Genomic DNA, 19,288 nt, shown 5'->3' with positions numbered 1-19,288 from the left:
CCGTCCGGTGGGGAACCGGTCGTCCTACCCGGTGCCGGCCGGTGGCGTCTTCGACAACCAGAGGGCGCTGTTCGGCGCGAGGGTCAGTGCGGCCGACACCGGGCGGCCGTGCCAGGGCACGGTCTCGGCGGCGATCGGGTCGGCATTGCCCGCACCGCTGCCGCCATAGGCGATGGCATCGGTGTTCAGCACCTCGTACCACGAATCCGGTTCGGGCCCGGGCAATCCGATGCGATAGCCGCTGAGCTGACGGCCCGAGAAGTTGTAGACGCAGGCGAGAATGGATCCGTCGGTGCCGTACCGCAGGAACGACAGCACATTGTTGTCGCGGTCGTCGGCGTCGATCCAGGAGTAGCCGCCCGGCGACGTATCCTGGCTCCACAGTGCGGGATTGGCGGCATACAGCCGGTTGAGGTCCCCGACCAGCCGCTGAATGCCCTGGTGCAGAGGGTTTTCCAGCTCGTGCCAATCCAGTCCGCGATCGTGGTCCCACTCCCGGAACTGACCGAATTCCTGGCCCATGAACAACAGCTGTTTGCCCGGATGCGCCCACATGTAGGCCAGCAGCGCGCGGACCCCGCTCGCCCTGGTGAAATCGTCGCCGGGCATGCGGGTCCACAGCGTCCCCTTGCCGTGGACCACCTCGTCGTGGCTGATGGGCAGTACGTAGTTCTCGCTCCACGCATACGTCAGCGAGAAGGTGACCTCGTTGTGGTGCCAGGTCCGGTACACCGGATCGTGGGCGAGATACCCGAGCGTGTCGTGCATCCAGCCCATATTCCATTTCATGGTGAAGCCCAGGCCGCCGACCTCGGTGGCGCGGGTGACCCCCGGCCAGGTGGTGGACTCCTCGGCCACCGTCAGCACGCCCGGATGGTGCTTGTGCACGGTCGCGTTCATTTCCTGCAGGAAGGCGACGGCCTCCAGATTCTCGCGGCCGCCGTGGATGTTCGGCTCCCAGTCGGGGCGGGAGTAATCCAGGTAGAGCATCGAGGCCACGGCGTCCACGCGCAGGCCGTCGATGTGGAACTCCTCGATCCAGTACAGCGCGTTGGCGACCAGGAAGTTGCGGACCTCGTGACGGCCGAAGTTGAAAACGTAGGTGCCCCAGTCGAGTTGCTCGCCGCGGCGCGGATCGGCGTGCTCGTAGAGGGCGGTGCCGTCGAATCTGGCCAGCGCCCACTCGTCCCGCGGGAAGTGCGCGGGCACCCAGTCGAGGATGACGCCGATTCCGCTGCGGTGCAGGTGATCCACCAGGAACCGGAAGTCGTCGGGGGAGCCGAAGCGGGCGGTCGGCGCGTAATAGGAGGTGACCTGATAACCCCAGGAGCCGCCGAAGGGATGCTCGGCCACCGGCAGCAGCTCGACATGCGTGAAGCCCTGGGCGAGCACGTATTCCACCAGCTGCTCGGCGATCTCGCGATACCCGAGCCCCGGCCGCCACGAACCCAGATGCACCTCGTAGACGCTGACCGGCGCGCGCAGCGGATCGGTGCGGGCCCGCGCCCGCAGCCATTCGGTATCGCCCCAGGCGAATTCGCTCGCGGTGACGACCGACGCGGTCGCGGGCGGGACCTCGGTGGCGTAGGCCATCGGATCGGCGTGGTCGACGGTGCGTCCATCCGCCCCGTGCACGCGGTACTTGTACAGCGCCCCGGCCTCGATGCCGGGCAGGAACAGCTCCCACACCCCGGAATCGCCGAGTTTCCGCATGGGGGCGGTGTTTCCGCTCCATCCGTCGAAATCCCCGATCACCGCGACGCCCCGCGCATTGGGGGCCCACACCGCGAAGGCCGTGCCGGATACCTCGCCGTCGAGGGTGGGGTAGTGCTTCGGGTGCGCGCCCAGCACCTCCCAGAGCCGCTCGTGCCGGCCCTCGCCGAGCAGGTGTAGATCGACGTCACCGAGGGTGGGCAGGAAGCGGTACCCGTCCGCGTCCACCACCGTGCGCCCGCCCGGATAGGAGGTGACCAGGCGATAGTCCCACAGCTGCGGGAACGGCACCACAGCCTCGAACACGCCGTGCTCGCGGTGTGCCAGTGGATGATCCACGCCGCCGATCCGGGCCGCGACCGTCTCCGCGTGCGGCCGCAGCACCCGGATGACGGTCCCGCCGGGATGCGGATGCGCCCCCAGCACCGTGTGCGGATCGGGGTGCGTGCCCGCCGCCAGCAGCAGAAGGTCGCGCCGATTCATCGGAACGATCGGCGATGGGCGAGTTCGGTGCGCGCGGCGGCCGGCACCGGCGGCAGCGCGAGAATGTGGGCCGCCACCCGGGCCGGGTCCAGGCGCACGTAATTGCTCTGGCCCCAGTGATATTCCTCGCCGATGACCTCGTCGTACACCGTCGGCCGGTCGTGCCATTCGCGGCCGATGGCGGGCAGGTCGAGCGAGACCATGCCCTGCTCGGCGCCGAACGGGTTCAGGTTCACCACCACGAGCACCGCGTCGCCGGTGGTGGGGTCGAACTTCGAGAACGCCAGCAGCGCATCGTTGTCCACGTAGTGGAAGTGGATGCAGCGCACCTGCTGCAGCGCGGGATGCGCGCGCCGGATCTCGTTGAGCCGGGTCAGCCACGGCTCCAGGGATTCCCCGCGCGCGGCCGCCTCGGCGAAACGGCGTGGCCGCAGCTGGTATTTCTCGGAGTCCAGGTATTCCTCGCTGCCCTGCTGCACCGCCTGGTGCTCGTACAGCTCGAAGCCCGAGTACACGCCCCAGGTGGCCCCGATTGTTGCGGCCAGCACCGCGCGAATCGCGAACATGCCGGGCCCGCCGTACTGCAGGCTCTCGTGCAGGATGTCGGGGGTGTTCACGAACAGGTTGGCCCGGGCCTCATCGGCTTTGGCGGCCAATTCCCGGCCGAATTCCTCGAGGTCGTGTTTGTGGGTGCGCCAGGTGAAATACGTGTAGGACTGGCTGAATCCGCGCCGCGCCAGACCGTACATGCGCGCGGGGCGGGTGAATGCCTCCGACAGGAAGATGATCTCCGGATTCTTCCGGTGCACCTCGGCGATCAGCCATTCCCAGAAGTCCGCCGGTTTGGTGTGCGGATTGTCGACCCGGAACACGGTGACGCCCAAGCCGATCCAATGCCGCACCACCCGCAGCACCTCGGCGTAGAGCCCGTCGGGCTCGTCGTCGAAATTGAGCGGATAGATGTCCTGATACTTCTTCGGCGGATTCTCCGCGAACGCGATGGTGCCGTCGGGCAGCGTGGTGAACCACTCCGGATGCGCCGCCACCCACGGATGGTCGGGCGCGCACTGCAGCGCCAGGTCCAGAGCCACCTCCATACCCAATTCCCGTGCGGCCGCGACGAAGTCGAGGAAGTCGGCCTCGGTGCCCAGCAGCGGGTGGATGGCGTCGTGCCCGCCCTCCGCCGAGCCGATGGCCCACGGCGAGCCGACATCCGCGGGTCCCGCGGTCAGGGAGTTGTTGGGCCCCTTGCGATTCACCGTGCCGATGGGGTGGATCGGCGGCAGGTACACCACGTCGAAGCCCATGGCGGCAATGCGGGGCAGATCCTTGGCGGCGGTGGCGAAGGTGCCGTGCACGGGCCTGCCCTCGGCGTCCCAGCCGCCGGTCGACCGCGGGAAGAATTCGTACCACGCTCCGACCAGCGCCCGCTGCCGCTCCACCTGCACGGTGTGCAACGGTCCGTGAGTCACGAACTCCCGCAACGGTGTTGCCCGCAGGATCTCGCCGACCTCGGCGCCGAAGGCGGCGGCGACCCGGGCGGGCAGTTGCGCGTCGCTGCGCAGCGCGGCGGCCGCGGCACGCAGGATCTCCCACTGCCGCTTCGGGACCGCGAGCGCGGCCCGCTCCAGCAGTCGGGCCCCGGTCTCCAGATCATTGGCCAGATCGACGGCGCTCTGCCCGACGGCGAGCTTGGCCTCGACCCCGGACCGCCAGGTGGCGAGGGGATCGCTCCAGCCCTCGATCCGAAAGGTCCAGCGCCCGGTCATGGTCGGGGTGAACACCGCGTTGAACACGTCCGGCTCGTACTCCGGGCTCATGCGAATGCGCTGCGTGCGTGTCGAACCCGGGGCCTGCACCGCCAGCGTGGCGGCGACCGCCTCGTGGCCTTCGCGCCAGACCACCGCTCGCACCGGGACGACCTCGCCGACCACGGCCTTGGTCGGCCGGCCGCCGGGAATCGCGGGGGCGGTGTCATCGATGGCGATGCGGCCGGTCACGCCCTCGAACTTACCGGAGTGGCTACTGCTGGCCCGGCTTGAGGAGCACGAACAGGCCGTGGGCCTCGGCACACAGCCGGTCGCCGTCGTGCAGGGTGGCGCGCACGAACACCTTGCGGCCCTCCTGCCGCTCCACCCAGCCGCGCAGCACCAGCTCGGTGTTCAGTGGCGTGATGGACCGGTAGTCGACGTGCAGGAAGGCGGTGCGGGTGGCCTGCCTGGTGTACAGCGCCGCCGTCATGCCGAGCAGGTCGTCGAAGCCGAGGGCGATGTGGCCGCCGTGGGCCGCGCCGTTGCCGCCCAGGTGGAAGGTGCGGAAGGTGATGCGGGCCCGCACCCCGTCCTGGCCTGCCGCGTCCACCTCGAACGGCGGCAGCGTGATGTTGCCGCGCGCGGGCAGGTCGTTGCGATGCCACGCGGGCGCGTCCCATTCGTCGACGACCGCCGCGTCGAGCTTGTCGTTGAGCTCCTTCAGGGTGGCGATCACGTCCAGTGCCAGCGCGTCGGCCGGATCGGCCAGCCGAACCCGGTCCATCAGCCCGCGCACCTCGTCGATGAACTCCCCGTAGTGCGCTCCACCCTTGGTGTTGTCGCGGCCCAGTTCTCGGATCGGCCGGAACCCGCCCTCGTGATGCTCCTGGGTGGGCTGTCCTTCGACCGCCTCGATCTGCTGCTCGCTCATGTGAAACACGTTATCGGTTGCCGACGGGATGCTCCGCGCGGGGGATGCTCTGACCAGCATCAGATGCGCGCAGAGGTTCGCGGCCGTCTCGATTCTGGACTGACGGAGCGGGGGAGCGAAGCGGAGGAGCGGAGGAGGGAAGAATCGAGACCTGGGGGCCGCGAACCCGCCCGGAGCGAAGCGGAGGGCAGAATAAGCACTGTGAAGGCATTGCGTCGATTCACCGTTCGTGCCCATCTGCCGGAGCGGTTGTCCGCATTGACCGAGCTGGCGACCAATCTGCGCTGGTCGTGGCATGGGCCTACCCAGGATGTGTTCGCGGAGCTGGATCCCCGGCTGTGGACCGAGGTCGGGCACGATCCCGTTCGGATGCTGGGGGAGGTGCCCGCGGCCCGGCTCGACGAGCTGGCCGGGGACGAGGCCTACGTGGGGCGGGTCGATGCCGCGGCGGCCGATCTCCAGGACTATCTGGAGCGCCCTCGCTGGTTCCAGAAGCAGCAGCACGGGCCGCGCGGGATCGCGTACTTCTCCATGGAGTTCGGCGTCACCGAGGTGCTGCCCAACTATTCGGGCGGGCTCGGGATTCTGGCGGGCGACCACCTCAAGGCCGCCTCGGATCTGGGCCTGCCGCTCATCGGCGTCGGATTGCTGTACCGCTCCGGTTATTTCCGGCAGTCCCTGACCGCCGACGGCTGGCAGGCCGAGCACTATCCGGCACTGGACCCGATGGGACTGCCGCTCCGGCTGCTCACTGAGGGCGGCGCGCCCGTGCTCGTGCACGTGGCCATGCCCGAGGGGCGGGTGCTGCGGGCCCGGGTGTGGATCGCCCAGGTGGGCCGGATTCCCCTGCTGCTCCTGGACTCCGATATCGCCGACAACGACCCGGAACTGCGGGCCGTCACCGACCGGCTCTACGGCGGCGATCAGGACCACCGCATCAAGCAGGAGATCCTGGCCGGCATCGGCGGCGTCCGGGCGGTGCGCGCCTACACCCGCGCCAACGGCCTGCCCGATCCCGACGTCTTCCACATGAACGAGGGCCACGCCGGATTCCTCGGCATCGAGCGCATCCGCGAATTCATGGCCGCCGGAATGGATTTCGACTCCGCGCTGACCGCGGTCCGCGCCGGCACCGTCTTCACCACCCACACCCCGGTCCCCGCGGGCATCGACCGCTTCGCCGGCTCCCTGGTGCGCCGGTACTTCGGCGGCGCGCACGGCGAACGGGAATCACCGGTGCTGCCGGGCGTCTCCGTGGACCGCATCCTGGCGATGGGGCGCGAGGCCGATCCGTCGGTGTTCAACATGGCCCACCTCGGCCTGCGCCTGGCCCAGCGCGCCAACGGCGTGTCGAAGCTGCACGGCGAGGTCAGCCGCGCCATGTTCGCGCCGCTGTGGCCGGGCTTCGACGCGGGCGAAGTCCCGATCGGCTCGGTCACCAATGGCGTGCACGCCCCCACCTGGGCCGCGCGCGAATGGATCGACAAGGCCCGCGAACTCATCGGCGCCGAACTGGTCGAGGAGGCCCGCGGCTGGGAGCGGCTGTGCGATGTGGACCTGCGTGAACTGTGGTCCACCCGGAATGCCCTGCGCGGCATCCTCGTCGACGAGGTGCGCCGCCGGCTGCGCAACTCGTGGCTCGAACGCGGCGCCGCCAGCGCCGAACTCGGCTGGATCGACGAGGTTTTCGACCCGGGCGTGCTGACCGTCGGCTTCGCCCGGCGCGTCCCCACTTACAAGCGCCTCACTCTGATGCTGCGTGACCCGGAACGCCTGCGCGCCATGCTGCTCGATCCGGAGCATCCGGTGCAGCTGGTGGTCGCCGGCAAATCCCATCCGGCTGACGAGGGCGGCAAGGCGCTCATCCAGCAGGTGGTCCGCTTCGCCGACGATCCGGCCGTCCGCCACCGCATCGTCTTCCTGCCCGACTACGACATGTCCATGGCCCGCTACCTGTACTGGGGCTGCGACGTCTGGCTCAACAACCCGCTGCGCCCGCTCGAGGCCTGCGGCACCTCCGGCATGAAGTCGGCCCTCAACGGCGGCCTCAACCTGTCCGTCCGCGACGGCTGGTGGGACGAGATGTACGACGGCGAGAACGGCTGGTCCATCCCCACCGCCGACGGCGTGCGCGACGAGCATCGCCGCGACGACCTGGAGGCCTCGGCCCTCTACGACCTGCTGGAACGCGCTGTGCTGCCGCGCTTCTACGACCGCGACCACGACGACCTGCCGGCCCGCTGGATGGAAATGGTCCGCCACACCCTGCGGACGCTGGGCCCGAAGGTGCTGGCCTCCCGCATGGTCCGTGACTACGCCGTCGACTACTACACACCCGCCGCCGCGGCCTATGAAGCGGTGTCCGCCAACGACTTCAAGGGCGCGCAGGACCTGTCGGTGTACCGCCGCCGCGTCGAATCCGCCTGGCCCACGGTCAAAGTCCTGCAGGTGGACAGCTCCGGCCTGCCCGACACCCCGGTCATCGGCGCGGACCTGGACCTGCGCGCCCGCATCGACCTCGGCGGCCTCACCCCCGCCGACGTCAGTGTGCAGGCCGTGCTCGGCCGGGTCTCACCCACCGACGACCTGACCGACGTCCACACCTTCCCCATGCGCCACGCCGGAACCGACTCCGGCGCAGACATTTTCACCATCCAGACGCCGGTCCCACTGTCCGGCGCCGTCGGATACACGATCCGCATCCTCCCGCACCACCCGCTCCTCGCCACGGACGCGGAACTCGGCCTGATCGCCACGCCCAGCCCCTGACGATCAGGTGGGCGCGATCAGCGTCCGTTTGAGAATCTTCCCGGTGGGGTTGCGGGGCAACGCATCCAGGAACGTGACGTCGCGGGGGACGGAGAAGCGGCTGACGCGGTGGCGGATGTAGTTGCGGACCATGTCGGAGTCGAGGCCGGAGCCGGGGCGTTTGACCACGAAAGCGGCCAGGCGCTGGCCGAATTCGTGATCCGGGACGCCCACCACGGCGACCTCGCTCACCTGCGGCAGATGGGAGAGGGCCTCCTCGACGGCACGCGGGAAGACGTTCTCGCCGCCGGAGATGATCATCTCGTCGTCGCGGCCGGCCACGAACAGCTTGCCGGAGGCGTCCAGGTAGCCGATGTCGCCGGTGTCGAGCATGCCGTCGGCCTCGTCGGGCGGGGTGGCATCGGTGTATCCGTCGAACAGCATGTGATTGCCGACGAAGATGCGCCCCGTCGCCCCCACCGGCACCGGACGCCGATCCGGGCCCAGCACCGCGAGTTTCGTGCCCAGCGGCGGCCGCCCCGCGGTGGTGGGGGACACGCGCAGGTCCGCCGGGTCGGCGATGGAGGCCCACGACACCTCGGTGGAGCCGTACACGTTGTAGAGGATCTCGCCGAAGACGTCGAGGAACGCCAGCACCGTCGCGCCGGCCAGTGGCGCCCCGCAACTGGCCACGATGCGCAGGCTGGACAGGTCGTAGCGGGCGCGAACATGCGTGGGCAGGTCCAGGATCCGGTTCACCATGATCGGCACCACGATCAACGCCGTCACCTTGTGCTCGGCGATGCGGCGCAGGCAGTCCTCGGCGTCGAAGCGGTCACCCAGCAGCACCGTCGCCCGGACGGCCGTGGAGATCTGCAGGGCCCCCAGCCCCCAGGTGTGGAACAGCGGGGCCGGAATGAACATGGTCTCGTTGGTGCCGAACGGAATTCGCGACAGCAGTGCCGCCACCGTCCCGAAACCCTTGGGATGCGGCCGCCGCGCGCCCTTCGGCGTGCCGCTGGTCCCCGAGGTGAGCACCACCAGCCGGCCCGGCCGCGGCGGCTTGCGCGGCGGCTCCTGGCGCATGGCGATGAGTTCCTCGATGGTGGTGCGCCCGGGATCAGCTGCGGCGTCGTCGGTGGTGAAGCGCGGCAGCTCGGTGGGCAGATACCGCACCAGATGCTCGAATTCACTGTCCGCGAACAGCGCCGACAGCCGATGTCGCTCCACGATCTCCTCGACCTGCCGTGCGGGCAGCCCGGTATTGAGCAGCACCGCGTCCGCGCCCGACTTGCCCGCCGCCACCATGCACTCGACCATGCCGGTGTGATTGCGGCACAGCAGCCCGATCGCGGTGCCGGGCCCGAACCCCAGCGCGGCGAATGCTCCCGCCAGAGCGCTGCTGCGCGCGTGCAATTGGTCGAAGGTGCTGGAGAACCGGTCGTCGATGACGGCCGGCCGCTGAGGCGAGTGCGCGGCCCCCGCCGCGTAGCCGCCGGCCAGGCTGAAGCCCCACTTGGCCAGTCCGCCGATCTGCCGCAGACCGACATCCGGCCGGTAGGTGCGCACCACGCCGGAGGCCACCATCCGCTTGACCACCCCGGCCTGCAGCCGCATCCGCGAATCCTCGCCATTGACGATGAGCGAGGACGGCGTGCCCTGGACCAGGTCGCCGACCCGCCGGAGCCCGGCCAGCGTCCAGGCCACCACCGCGGAGTTCGGCAGTTGCGCGGGCAGCGGATGCACCAGCCCGGCCTTGAAGTAGGTGACGTAGATCCGGGTGTGCTGGGCGTCGCCGCGCAGGCGCACGGTCGCGAAGCTGCCCTGTTCGGGGCAGTGCAGCTCGAAGCTCTCGCCGGCGCGGGTGAGGTGCAGTTGCACTCGCAGCACCCGGATTTCGATGCCATTGCCGCCGACGCGCATATTCAGCGTGGGATGCGTATCGACGGTGTCGAGTTGTTCGCACGCGCCGATTCCAGGAAATAGCCGGGGGTAGGTCTGCGGGTCGACCAGGACATCCCAGATCGCTTGGCGGTCGATCGCGAAGTCCGCGACCGCGTCGATGACATCGGTTACCACTGGCGTACTACTTCTGCCTGGCCGGTTCCCCTGAACACCTCCGGCGGAATACGTATTTGTAACGTTCCAGGCAATAGCGGTCAAGGCTCTCAAATTACCGGCTGGTAGTTATTTAAATAGCCGATGAATTGCGCTGACGGCACTGGAAAAATAACACTCAGGCAGGTGGGATTGCCCACAATTCGCGGGGTCAGTGACAGATCGTGCCATCCGGACCAGTACGGTGCCCACGGCAGCCTTCTACCCTCCCCGCCGACTGGAGACACCCCACATGACCACCGACGTCCTCACGCGCACCAAGGGGCGCGTCGACGCGTACTTCGGCATCAGCGAACACGGATCCACCTTCAAGCGCGAGGTCATGGCGGGAACTATCACGTTCCTGGCTATGTCGTATGTGCTCGCCGTCAACCCGCGGATCCTGGGCGACCACGGCGACCTCGGCGACAAGGGCATGCCGTTCCAGGCCGTCTTCACCGCGACCGCCGTCGCCGCCATCTTCGGCACCCTGGTCATGGGCCTGTGGGCCAAGTATCCGGTCGCGCTCGCGCCGGGCATGGGCCTCAACGCCTTCTTCGCCTACACGGTCGTCCTGCACATGGGAATCCCGTGGCAGCAAGCACTTTCGGGCACCCTCATCTCCGGTGTCGTGTTCTTCGTCCTCGCCGTCACCAAGGTGCGCGAGAAGATCATCGAAGCCATCCCCATGCAGATGAAGCTCGCGGTCGGCGCGGGCATCGGCCTGTTCGTGGCGTTCCTGGGTCTCAAGAGCGCGGGCATCGTCACCTCCGACCCGGCCACGCTCGTGCACCTGGGCAATTTCCACCACGGCACCACCCTGCTGGCGCTCTTCGGCCTGGTCGTGACCGTCGTCTTCCTGACGCTCGGCTGGCACGGCGCGGTGCTCTACGGCATCCTCTGCACCACCGTGGTCGGCATCGTCACCGGCCTGGTGCAGCTGCCGAATTCGGTAGCCGCCATGCCGCACGGGCTGGATCAGACCTTCGGCCAGGCCATCGTCCACCTGCCCGACGCCTTCACCGGGAAAATGGTGGTCGTCGTGCTGACCATGCTGTTCGTCGACTTCTTCGACGCCTCCGGCACCTTGATCGGCGTCGCCAACCAGGCCGGGCTGCTCACCAAGGACGGCAAGCTGGACCGCGCGGGCCAGGCGCTGGCCGCCGACTCGGTCGGCACCGCGGCGGGCGCGATCATCGGCACCTCCTCGACCACCGCGTATGTCGAATCCACCGCCGGTGTTTCGGCGGGCGGCCGCACCGGCCTCACCGCGGTCACCACGGCCGGCTGGTTCCTGATCGCCCTGTTCTTCTTCCCGATCTTCGCCACCTTCGCCGACGTGTCGGCCGTGACCGCTCCCGCGCTCATCGTGGTCGGCGTGCTCATGTCCCGGGCGCTGGGCGAAATCGAGTGGAACAGGCTGGAATACGCGGTCCCGGCGTTCATCACCGTGATCATGATGCCGCTGACCTACTCGATCGCGAACGGCATCGCCATGGGCCTGCTGTTCTACCCGATCGTCATGGTGGCCAAGAAGCGTGCGCGCGAGGTGCATCCGGTCATGTGGGTGCTGATGGCCGTGTTCCTCTACTACTTCTGGTACCTGGCCAAGTAGAGCCGACGCTCAGGGGTCGGCCCTGAATCCCTTTCCCGGGCGCGAGGCGGAACAGCCTCGCGCCCGGTCTCGGTGGGGACCTGCTGTAGGCTGCAAAACGGACCACGGTCCGGATAGGATCGCCGCCGAGCCGTACAGACCCGAGAGACGAGGACCCCGACATGACCGCAACCGTGAACGCCACCGCCCGAGCCACCGCCTCGAACGGCCTCGGCGGTACCGATATCGGCCTGCTGGTCGCCCGGCTGGGCTTCGGCGGCGGACTGGCCGTGCACGGCGCCCAGAAGCTGTTCGGCTGGTTCAACGGCTACGGCCTGGACGCGACCGCGCAGGGCTTCCAGGGCATGGGCTACGACCCGGGCAAGTTCTTCGCCACCCTGGCCGGCCTGAGCGAACTCACCGGCGGGCTGCTGCTGATGCTGGGCCTGCTGACGCCGCTGGCCGGCGCCATCGCGCTGGGCACCATGATCAATGCCGTGCACGTCACCTGGAGTGGCGGATTCGCGATGTGGGAGCTGCCGGCGGTGTACGCCGTGGCGGCCGCCGCGTTCGCCTTCGCGGGGCCGGGCCGGCTGTCGCTGGACTCCGGCCGCCCGTGGCAGCGCCAGGGTCTGGTCTGGGGCGCCGGGGCGGTCGCGCTGGGCGTGGCGGCCGCGCTCATCACCCTCGCGGTGAAGTAGGCCGGGAAGAAAGTTTCGGTGTCCCCGCGCCGCGTGCAGGGCTTGGCGCGGGGACGACGGACACATCCGATGTGGGAATTGGGGGGTTCACCGGAGTACCGAAAGCTAATTTACTTCTGATCGGAAGTAGGAACCACCCCTGTGACTGTTCTCACAAGCTCATTTCATTTGCGCGACACTATTTGTCAGTCTTTCGAGAGCTTTTGTCACAACTTGGGGATCGGATGTTTCCCAATATGGTGGTAATGATGCTCGGAGATAACCGCCATAGCGCGCCGTCGCCAGTCTCGAATCCAGAATTGCGATAACGCCGCGATCGTCCACACTGCGCAGCAAACGGCCCGTTCCCTGCGCCAGCAGCAGTGCCGCATGATTGGCCGCGACCGACAGGAATCCATTGCCACCTCGCGATTCCACCGCGCGCTGCCGCGCCACCAGCAGCGGGTCGTCCGGGCGCGGGAACGGAATCCGGTCCAGGATCACCAGACTCAGCGACGGGCCGGGAACGTCCACGCCCTGCCACAGTGAAAGTGTCCCGAAGAGGGAGATTTCCGGGTCCTCGGCGAATTTCCGGACAAGGGCGCCGGTGGCGTCGTCGCCCTGGCACAGGATGGGGGTGTCGAGACGCTCCCGCAGAATTTCGGTGGCCGCCTTGGCCGCTCGCATGGACGAGAACAGCCCGAGGGTGCGCCCGCCCGCCGCGCGGATGAGGCGTTCGATCTCGTCCAGATACGACTGCGGCAGCCCGTCCCGTCCCGGCGCGGGCAAATGCTTTGCCACATAAAGGATTCCGGACTTGGCATGGTCGAAGGGCGAGCCCACGTCGACCGAATTCCAGCGCAGCGTCTTCTCGTCCGACGGGGCCTCGGTGCCGGTGGCCAGCGCCGGGTCCACGGTCGCCGAGGACTGCGGCGGCAGGCCCCAGGTCACCGCCAGATTGTCGAACGAGCCGCCGATCTGCAGCGTCGCCGAGGTGAGAACCACGGTGGCCGTACCGAACAGGCGGCTGCGCAGCAGCCCGCCCACCGACAGCGGGGCCATGTGCAGCGTGCGACGCGCGACTCCGCGCACATCCTCCGACGCCAGCCAGATGACATCGCGGTGCGCGGCGGGATCGGACTCCTCGAAGGTGGTCAGCACCCGCACCGCCGCGTCGTGCACCTCCTCGACGGCCGCCAGCGCCTGATTGCGGGCCGCCGCGGATTCCGGGTCGCCGGTGGCGGAACTTCCGCCCTGCGGCGCCAGGGCGGTGCGTGCGTTCCAGGCCGCGTCGCGGATGAGCGCGAGCACGGGGGCCGCGCCGTCCGGCATCCGGTCCCAGCGTCCGGGCTGCAGGTCGTCGAGCAGCTCGTGCCAGGCCTCGGCCGCTCCCTCGAGCCGGTCCACCTCCTGCTCGTCGATGAGTTTCGAGCACCGCTTGGCCGCGGCGCTGATGGCCGAGGTGGACAGTTCGGCGGTGGCCACGCCGGTCACCCGGTCCACCAGCTCGTGTGCCTCGTCGACGACCACCACATCGTGTTCGGGCAGCACCTGGATGCCGCTGATGGCGTCGATGGCCAGCAGTGCGTGGTTGGTGACCACCACATCGGCCTGCCCGGATTCGGCGCGCGCCTTCTCGGCGAAGCAGTCCTGCCCGAACGGGCAGCGCGACTTGCCCAGGCATTCCCTGGAACTCACGCTCACCTGCCGCCAGGCCCGATCGCTGACGCCGGGGGCGAGCTCGTCACGGTCGCCGGTCTCGGTGTCGGACACCCACTCGTTCAGCCGCTGTACCTCGCGGCCCAGCTTGGAAATGGCGAAGGCGTCGAAGAGTTCGGCCTCCGGCTCCTCCGGAATCGCGCTGTTGATCTTGTTCAGGCACAGATAGTTGTTGCGCCCCTTGAGAATCGCGAACTGCGGGACCCGCCCCAGCGGCGTCGCGAGCGCATCGGCCAGTCGCGGCAGATCCCGGTCCACCAGCTGCCGCTGCAACGCGATGGTCGCGGTCGACACCACCACGGTCCGCCCGGTCCGCACCGCGTGCCGCAGGCTCGGCACCAGATACGCCAGCGACTTCCCGGTACCCGTCCCCGCCTGCACCGCCAGGTGCTCGCCGGTGTCGATGGCGTGCGCGACAGCCGCAGACATCGTCTGCTGCCCCTTGCGCTCCTTACCCCCCAACGCCTGCACAGCGGTGGCCAACAGCTTCGGGACGGGAGGCAGTTCAGGCACGGCGGCCAGATTACTGCGCCGCCCCGACAACCCTCGCGCAAACCTCTACGGGCCGCCCAGCGGGACCGATTTCCGCCGATCAGGGGCAGGACTTCTCACCCACCCGGGTAGTGAGTCAGTTCTCGAGTGTTCCGGCCAGTTCGACGCCGGAGGCACGGAGTTTGTCCAGGGCGGTGGCCAGGGTCGCGGGGGAGACGGCGGCGGTGAGGCCGAGGAGGACCCGGGTGTCGAAGCCTGCGGCGCGGGCGTCCAGGGCGGTGGCGCGGACGCAGTGGTCGGTGGCGATGCCGCAGACGTCGACGGCGTCGATGGCGTGGGCGCGCAGCCAGTCGGCGAGGGTGGTCGAGCCGTCGGTGGCGGTGCCCTCGAAGCCCGAATAGGCCGCGGTGTACGCGCCTTTGGAGAAGATCTCCCGGATGGGCCCGGTGTTCAGGCTGGGATGGAAGTCGGCGCCGGGGGTGCCGACGCGGCAGTGCGGGGGCCAGGTGTCGACGTAGTCGGGCTGCTCGGAGAAGTGCGCGCCCGGGTCGATGTGGAAGTCGCGGGTGGCGACGATCGCGGTGTAGTCGGAGACGCCCAGGTATTCGGTGATGCGCTCGGCCACGGCCGCGCCGCCCGCGACGGCCAGTGATCCGCCTTCACAGAAATCGTTCTGGACGTCGACGACGATCAGGGCTCGGCTCATGAGCGGACCTCCGGGAAATCGGCGGCTGAACCACGACGGCGCGCCGCTCGTATTGCATTGTGCCGCCCGGCGCCCGGCCGGTCCACGGCAGCATCGGTCGCTCCATCGCGGCCGAGGCGAAAGATGTAACGGGGGAAATGATGAAAAGTGCCGCACTGATGGCCCTGCGGTTCTTCGTGGCGTTCGAGATCGCCAGTGTGGTGGCGAATCTGGCGTGGCACGAGATCTCGTTCGAGGCCGACGATTTGCTGGGCGCGCTGGTGCGCACGGCCCTGTTCGCCGCGCCCGCCGCGGTGATCGCGGCGGGGCTGTGGTGGCGGGTCAGCTCAGAAACGTCGTCGGAATCGCGGGTTCGCCCGCCGACAGCTTCAGGCCCTCCCAGGGAAGGCTGATCAAGCTCTTGGCCACCAGTTCCCGGCTCTGCGCCAGGGTGGGCTGGCCGGTCAGCACCTCGCCGTCGCGGACCAGCGGGACCTGGACGTCGCGGATGTCGAAGCCGTCCGGGTCCGGGCGGGCCGCGGTGGCGGGGTAGACGATTTCCTCGACGATGGTGCCGGTGCGCCGCGCCAGCCGGACCGCGCGCTTGGTGCCGCCGCGAGACTCCTTGTGGGAGCTGCGTTTCGCCACCGGGATGCCCTCCACCTCGACCAGCTTGTAGACCATGCCCGCGGTCGGCGCGCCGGAGCCGGTGACCAGTGCGGTGCCGACGCCGTAGACGTCCACCGGTTCGGCGCGCAGCGCGGCGATGGCGTATTCGTCCAGGTCACCGGACACCACGATGCGGGTGCGCACCGCGCCCAGCGCGTCGAGCTGCTCGCGCACCTGCCGGGCCAGCACACCCAGATCACCGGAATCGATGCGTACACCGCCCAACTCGGGCCCGGCCACCTCGATGGCGGCGGCCACCCCGCGGGTGATGTCGAAGGTGTCGACGAGCAGCGTGGTGCCCACGCCCAGCGCCTCGACCTGGCTGCGGAAGGCGGCCGCCTCGTGCGCGCCGTCCGCGCCGCTGTGCAGCAGGGTGAAGGCGTGTGCGCTGGTGCCGCCGCTGGGGACACCGAAGCTGCGGGCCGCCTCCAGATTGGAGGTGGCGTCGAAACCGGCCAGGTAGGCGGCGCGGGCGCTGGCGGGGGCAGCGAGCTCATGTGTTCGGCGCGAACCCATTTCGATCATGCGGCGGCCGCCGGCGGCGCTCACCATGCGGGCGGCCGCGGCGGCGATGGCGCTGTCGTGGTTGTAGATGGACAGGATGAGGGTTTCCAGCAGTACGCATTCGGCGAAGGTGCCGCGCACGGTGACGATCGGGGAGCCGGGGAAGTAGAGCTCGCCCTCGCGGTAGCCGTCGATGTCGCCGCGGAAGCGGTAGTCGCGCAGCCACTCCAGGGTGCGGTTGTCCAGGAAGCGCTCGGCGACCGCGAGTTCGGGTTCGCCGAAACGGAATTCGCTCAGGGCCGTCAGCAACCGCCCGGTCCCCGCGACCACGCCGTAGCGCCGACCGTTCGGCAACCTGCGAGCGAATACTTCGAAGGTGCACTGCCGCTGGGCCGAACCGTCGGCCAGCGCTGCCGACAGCATGGTGAGCTCGTACTGGTCGGTCAGCAAGGCCGTACTGGTCAGTCCGTCCGCGATCATCACGGGAACACTCTAAGCACATCGACGGCCGTCCCACCGACCATGCGCCACGCCCGGGCATCGATCTCACGTCCACGTCGGGACGGCGTGTCGCGCGGGCTGTTGTTTCTGTGTTCTCAGGTCGTACCCTGGTTGTTATGGGTCTGTGTAATCAGGACGTTGTCCGGGTCGCCGCCGGTCCGGCGGGCGTCAACGTGACTATGTCGGCGGCACAGGCGACACCGGAGGCCATTGAATATTCCGAGATTCTGGAGGCCGAGGACCGGCCATGGGTGACCGTCGTATGGGACGATCCGGTCAACCTCATGCACTACGTGACCTACATCTTCCAGAAGCTCTTCGGCTACAGCAAAGGCAAGGCAACCGAGCTGATGCTGAAGGTCCACAACGATGGCAAGGCCGTGGTGTCCGCCGGTTCGCGCGACAAGATGGAGCACGACGTCCAACGGCTGCACGCGGCCGGGCTGTGGGCCACCATGCAACGTGACGAGTGAACAGGACGACTACGGTAACCCCGTGCGGAAGTGGAGCAGAAAGACCTCCCTGGGCGGGCTGAAACTGCGTTCGGAAATGGACGCCCACGAGGCGGAGGTATTGCGTTCGCTGGTCGGGGCCGTCACCGGACTGCTCACCGATCGGGCCCGTTCGGCGCCCGAGGACGACCTCGCGGAGCTGACCGGGCTACAGACGGGCAACACCGAACCGCCCGATGACCCGCGGCTGGCCCGGCTGCTGCCGGACTTTCATCGCCCCGAACCCGGTTCCCCCGACGCCGAGCGCGCCGGCCTCAACAGCGCCCTGCGCAGCCTGCACGAGCCGGAGATCATCGAGTCCAAGGTGGCCGCCGGGCTGGTCATCCTGGAAACGCTGCCGCCGCAGGGCGGCAAGATCATCATCAGCCAGGAACAGGCGCACGCCTGGCTCACCGCGCTCAACGACGTGCGGCTGGCCCTCGGCACGGCCCTGGACATCACCACCGACACGCCCGACCATTTCCCGGACGACGATCCGCGCGGGCCGAGCCTCGAGGTCTACCACTGGCTCACCTGGATGCAGGACTCACTGATCCAGGCGCTCGCGCCCTAGGACAGCGGACGTGGCACCGAGGAGGAACTGCCGTGAACAGTGGTGCGGGACCACGTAATTCGATCACCGACGTCGACGGCGTCCTGGTCGGCCAGTACCACGCGCTGGATGCGAACGCCACCCTCGGGTCGGGCGCGGCCACCGGCTGCACGGTGGTGCGGGTGCCGGACGGGGCCGTGGCCGCGGTGGACGTGCGAGGCGGCGGTCCGGGCACCCGCGAGACCGACCTGCTGGACCCGGGAAACACTGTGCGGCAGGTGAATGCGATCCTGCTCACCGGCGGCAGCGCCTACGGGCTGGCCGCGGCCGACGGCGTCATGCGCTGGCTGGAGGAGCACCGGGAGGGGATCCCGATGGATCCCGCCGACCCGTCCCGCGTGGTGCCGATCGTGCCCGCGGCGGTCATCTTCGATCTTCCGGTGGGGGCGTGGAACATTCGGCCCGACGCCGATTTCGGTTTCCTGGCGGCGGAGGCCGCGGACCCGGCGTTCGAGCGCGGGTCGGTCGGTGCGGGCGTGGGCGCGCGGGCGGGGTCGATCAAGGGCGGGATCGGCACGGCCAGTGTGCGTTTCACCGACGGCCCGGCGGCGGGCATCACCGTCGGCGCGGTGATCGTGGCCAATCCGGTCGGCTCGGTCTTCGACCCGCGCACCGGATTGCCGTGGGGCGCGGGCACCGACGGCCCCGAGCATTTCGGATTGCGCCCGGCCACCGCCGAACAGCTGGCGGCCGCGAATGCCCTCGCGGTGAAGGGAACCGTGCTCAACACCACCATCGGCGTGGTCGCGACCGACGCGGCGCTGGATCCCGCGGCCTGCAAGCGGCTGGCCGCGACCGCGCACGACGGGCTGGCCCGGGCCGTCCGGCCCGCGCATTCGCCGCTGGACGGCGACACCCTGTTCGCGCTGTCCACCGGCACCGCCGAGCAGCCGCCGGCGCTTCCGATGCCGCCGGCCTTCCCCGCTGATCTGCTGATCCTGGACCAGCTGTGCACGGCCGCGGCGGTCTGCGTGGAGCGCGCGATCGTGGACGCGATCCTGTCGGCGACCTCGGTGGCGGGCATCCCCGCCTACCGTGACCTGTTCGGGTCGCAGCCGTGACGGGTGCGGGGCACCGGGGTGTGACCGGGTTCATCGGGAATAGCCGCCTAGTCTCACCTGTTGACGACAGCGTTTCGGCCGTTCGGCCGGGGCGTCGAGCGGAAGGATGCGACTGTGCTGGTGATCAGGGCCGACCTCGTGGAGGCGATGGTCGCGCACGCGCGCGCCGACCACCCCGACGAGGCGTGCGGTGTCATCGCCGGTCCCGAGGGCTCCGATCGGCCCGAGCGGTTCATCCCCATGATCAATGCCGCGCGCTCGCCCACCTTCTACGAGTTCGACTCGGGTGAGCAGCTGCGGCTGTGGCGGGAGATGGATGCCGCCGACGAGGAGCCGGTGGTCATCTACCACTCGCACACCGCCACCGAGGCGTACCCGAGCCGCACCGACATCGCCTTCGCGTCCGAGCCCAATGCCCACTACGTGCTGATCTCCACCCGCGATCCGGAGCGGCACGACCTGCGCAGCTATCGGATCCTCGAGGGCGAGGTCACCGAGGAGCCCGTCGAGATCGTTGCCGCCTACAGCGAATCCGCAGACGCCTGAACGACTTTCA

At 69.1% G+C, this 19,288-nt stretch carries 15 protein-coding genes; 8 read left to right on the top strand and 7 right to left on the bottom strand.

What is annotated here, in order from left to right; all coding sequences use genetic code 11:
- Positions 1-24 precede the first annotated feature (24 nt).
- Genes glgB through ACFXHE_RS30650 form a run of 3 tightly spaced genes read right to left on the bottom strand, consistent with a single transcriptional unit; the run spans position 25 to position 4,878 of the window.
- Positions 25-2,196, bottom strand: coding sequence for a 1,4-alpha-glucan branching protein GlgB (gene glgB / locus ACFXHE_RS30660; RefSeq protein WP_379387892.1), 2,172 nt, complete (start codon positions 2,194-2,196; stop codon positions 25-27).
- Positions 2,193-4,196 (bottom strand): maltotransferase domain-containing protein, encoded by a 2,004-nt coding sequence (locus ACFXHE_RS30655; protein WP_379387891.1) that lies wholly within the window; start codon positions 4,194-4,196, stop codon positions 2,193-2,195. The genes glgB and ACFXHE_RS30655 overlap by 4 nt, the downstream gene beginning before the upstream one ends.
- A 22-nt stretch (positions 4,197-4,218) precedes the next feature.
- The gene (locus ACFXHE_RS30650; RefSeq protein ID WP_379387890.1) at positions 4,219-4,878 is read right to left on the bottom strand and encodes a PaaI family thioesterase; all 660 of its coding nucleotides are present in this window, start codon (positions 4,876-4,878) and stop codon (positions 4,219-4,221) included.
- 201 nt (positions 4,879-5,079) lie between these two features.
- Between ACFXHE_RS30650 and glgP the strand changes: the two genes are divergently transcribed.
- Positions 5,080-7,647 (top strand): alpha-glucan family phosphorylase, encoded by a 2,568-nt coding sequence (gene glgP / locus ACFXHE_RS30645; RefSeq protein ID WP_379387889.1) that lies wholly within the window; start codon positions 5,080-5,082, stop codon positions 7,645-7,647.
- 3 nt (positions 7,648-7,650) lie between these two features.
- On the opposite strand, the gene ACFXHE_RS30640 is transcribed toward glgP, so the two are convergent.
- Positions 7,651-9,705 carry an AMP-binding protein gene (locus ACFXHE_RS30640; RefSeq protein ID WP_379387888.1) on the bottom strand — a complete coding sequence of 685 codons (2,055 nt, stop codon included), beginning with the start codon at positions 9,703-9,705 and terminating at the stop codon, positions 7,651-7,653.
- A 271-nt stretch (positions 9,706-9,976) separates the two neighbouring features.
- Here ACFXHE_RS30640 and ACFXHE_RS30635 point away from each other — a divergent pair, with 271 nt between their 5' ends.
- Together ACFXHE_RS30635 and ACFXHE_RS30630 are read left to right on the top strand one after the other, a co-directional pair.
- Positions 9,977-11,338: an NCS2 family permease gene (locus tag ACFXHE_RS30635; RefSeq protein WP_379387887.1), complete on the top strand. Its 1,362-nt coding sequence runs from the start codon at positions 9,977-9,979 to the stop codon at positions 11,336-11,338.
- A 161-nt stretch (positions 11,339-11,499) separates the two neighbouring features.
- Positions 11,500-12,018, top strand: a complete 519-nt coding sequence (locus ACFXHE_RS30630; RefSeq protein WP_379387886.1) for a DoxX family protein — start codon at positions 11,500-11,502, stop codon at positions 12,016-12,018.
- 159 nt (positions 12,019-12,177) lie between these two features.
- Here ACFXHE_RS30630 and ACFXHE_RS30625 read toward each other — a convergent pair whose 3' ends face one another.
- Positions 12,178-14,229, bottom strand: a complete 2,052-nt coding sequence (locus tag ACFXHE_RS30625) for an ATP-dependent DNA helicase (RefSeq protein ID WP_379387885.1) — start codon at positions 14,227-14,229, stop codon at positions 12,178-12,180.
- A gap of 115 nt (positions 14,230-14,344) precedes the next feature.
- On the bottom strand, positions 14,345-14,914 hold the full coding sequence (locus tag ACFXHE_RS30620; RefSeq protein WP_379387884.1) for an isochorismatase family protein: 570 nt from the start codon (positions 14,912-14,914) through the stop codon (positions 14,345-14,347).
- A 59-nt stretch (positions 14,915-14,973) separates the two neighbouring features.
- Between ACFXHE_RS30620 and ACFXHE_RS30615 the strand changes: the two genes are divergently transcribed.
- Positions 14,974-15,306: a hypothetical protein gene (locus ACFXHE_RS30615; protein ID WP_379387883.1), complete on the top strand. Its 333-nt coding sequence runs from the start codon at positions 14,974-14,976 to the stop codon at positions 15,304-15,306.
- Here the strand turns inward: ACFXHE_RS30615 and ACFXHE_RS30610 are convergent.
- Positions 15,236-16,546: a nicotinate phosphoribosyltransferase gene (locus ACFXHE_RS30610; RefSeq protein ID WP_379387912.1), complete on the bottom strand. Its 1,311-nt coding sequence runs from the start codon at positions 16,544-16,546 to the stop codon at positions 15,236-15,238. The two genes, ACFXHE_RS30615 and ACFXHE_RS30610, sit on opposite strands and share 71 nt — an antisense overlap.
- 137 nt (positions 16,547-16,683) lie before the next feature.
- On the opposite strand from ACFXHE_RS30610, the gene clpS reads away from it, so the two are divergent.
- From clpS to ACFXHE_RS30590, 4 genes are all read left to right on the top strand, one after another.
- Complete coding sequence (clpS, locus tag ACFXHE_RS30605; protein WP_379387882.1) at positions 16,684-17,040, top strand: ATP-dependent Clp protease adapter ClpS; 357 nt, start codon at positions 16,684-16,686, stop codon at positions 17,038-17,040.
- Positions 17,041-17,062: 22 nt separating this feature from the next.
- Positions 17,063-17,632 carry a DUF2017 domain-containing protein gene (locus ACFXHE_RS30600; RefSeq protein ID WP_379387911.1) on the top strand — a complete coding sequence of 190 codons (570 nt, stop codon included), beginning with the start codon at positions 17,063-17,065 and terminating at the stop codon, positions 17,630-17,632.
- A 32-nt stretch (positions 17,633-17,664) separates the two neighbouring features.
- Positions 17,665-18,732, top strand: a complete 1,068-nt coding sequence (locus tag ACFXHE_RS30595) for a P1 family peptidase (protein ID WP_379387881.1) — start codon at positions 17,665-17,667, stop codon at positions 18,730-18,732.
- 114 nt (positions 18,733-18,846) lie between these two features.
- Positions 18,847-19,278, top strand: coding sequence for a M67 family metallopeptidase (locus ACFXHE_RS30590; RefSeq protein ID WP_354850204.1), 432 nt, complete (start codon positions 18,847-18,849; stop codon positions 19,276-19,278).
- The last annotated feature ends 10 nt before the right edge of the window (positions 19,279-19,288 follow it).

Origin of the sequence: Nocardia sp. NPDC059229, assembly GCF_042754165.1 — a bacterium.
Taxonomy (GTDB): Bacteria; Actinomycetota; Actinomycetes; order Mycobacteriales; family Mycobacteriaceae; genus Nocardia.
The sequence above is the reverse complement of the archived record's forward strand: the minus strand, read 5'-3'. Positions and strand labels throughout refer to the sequence as shown.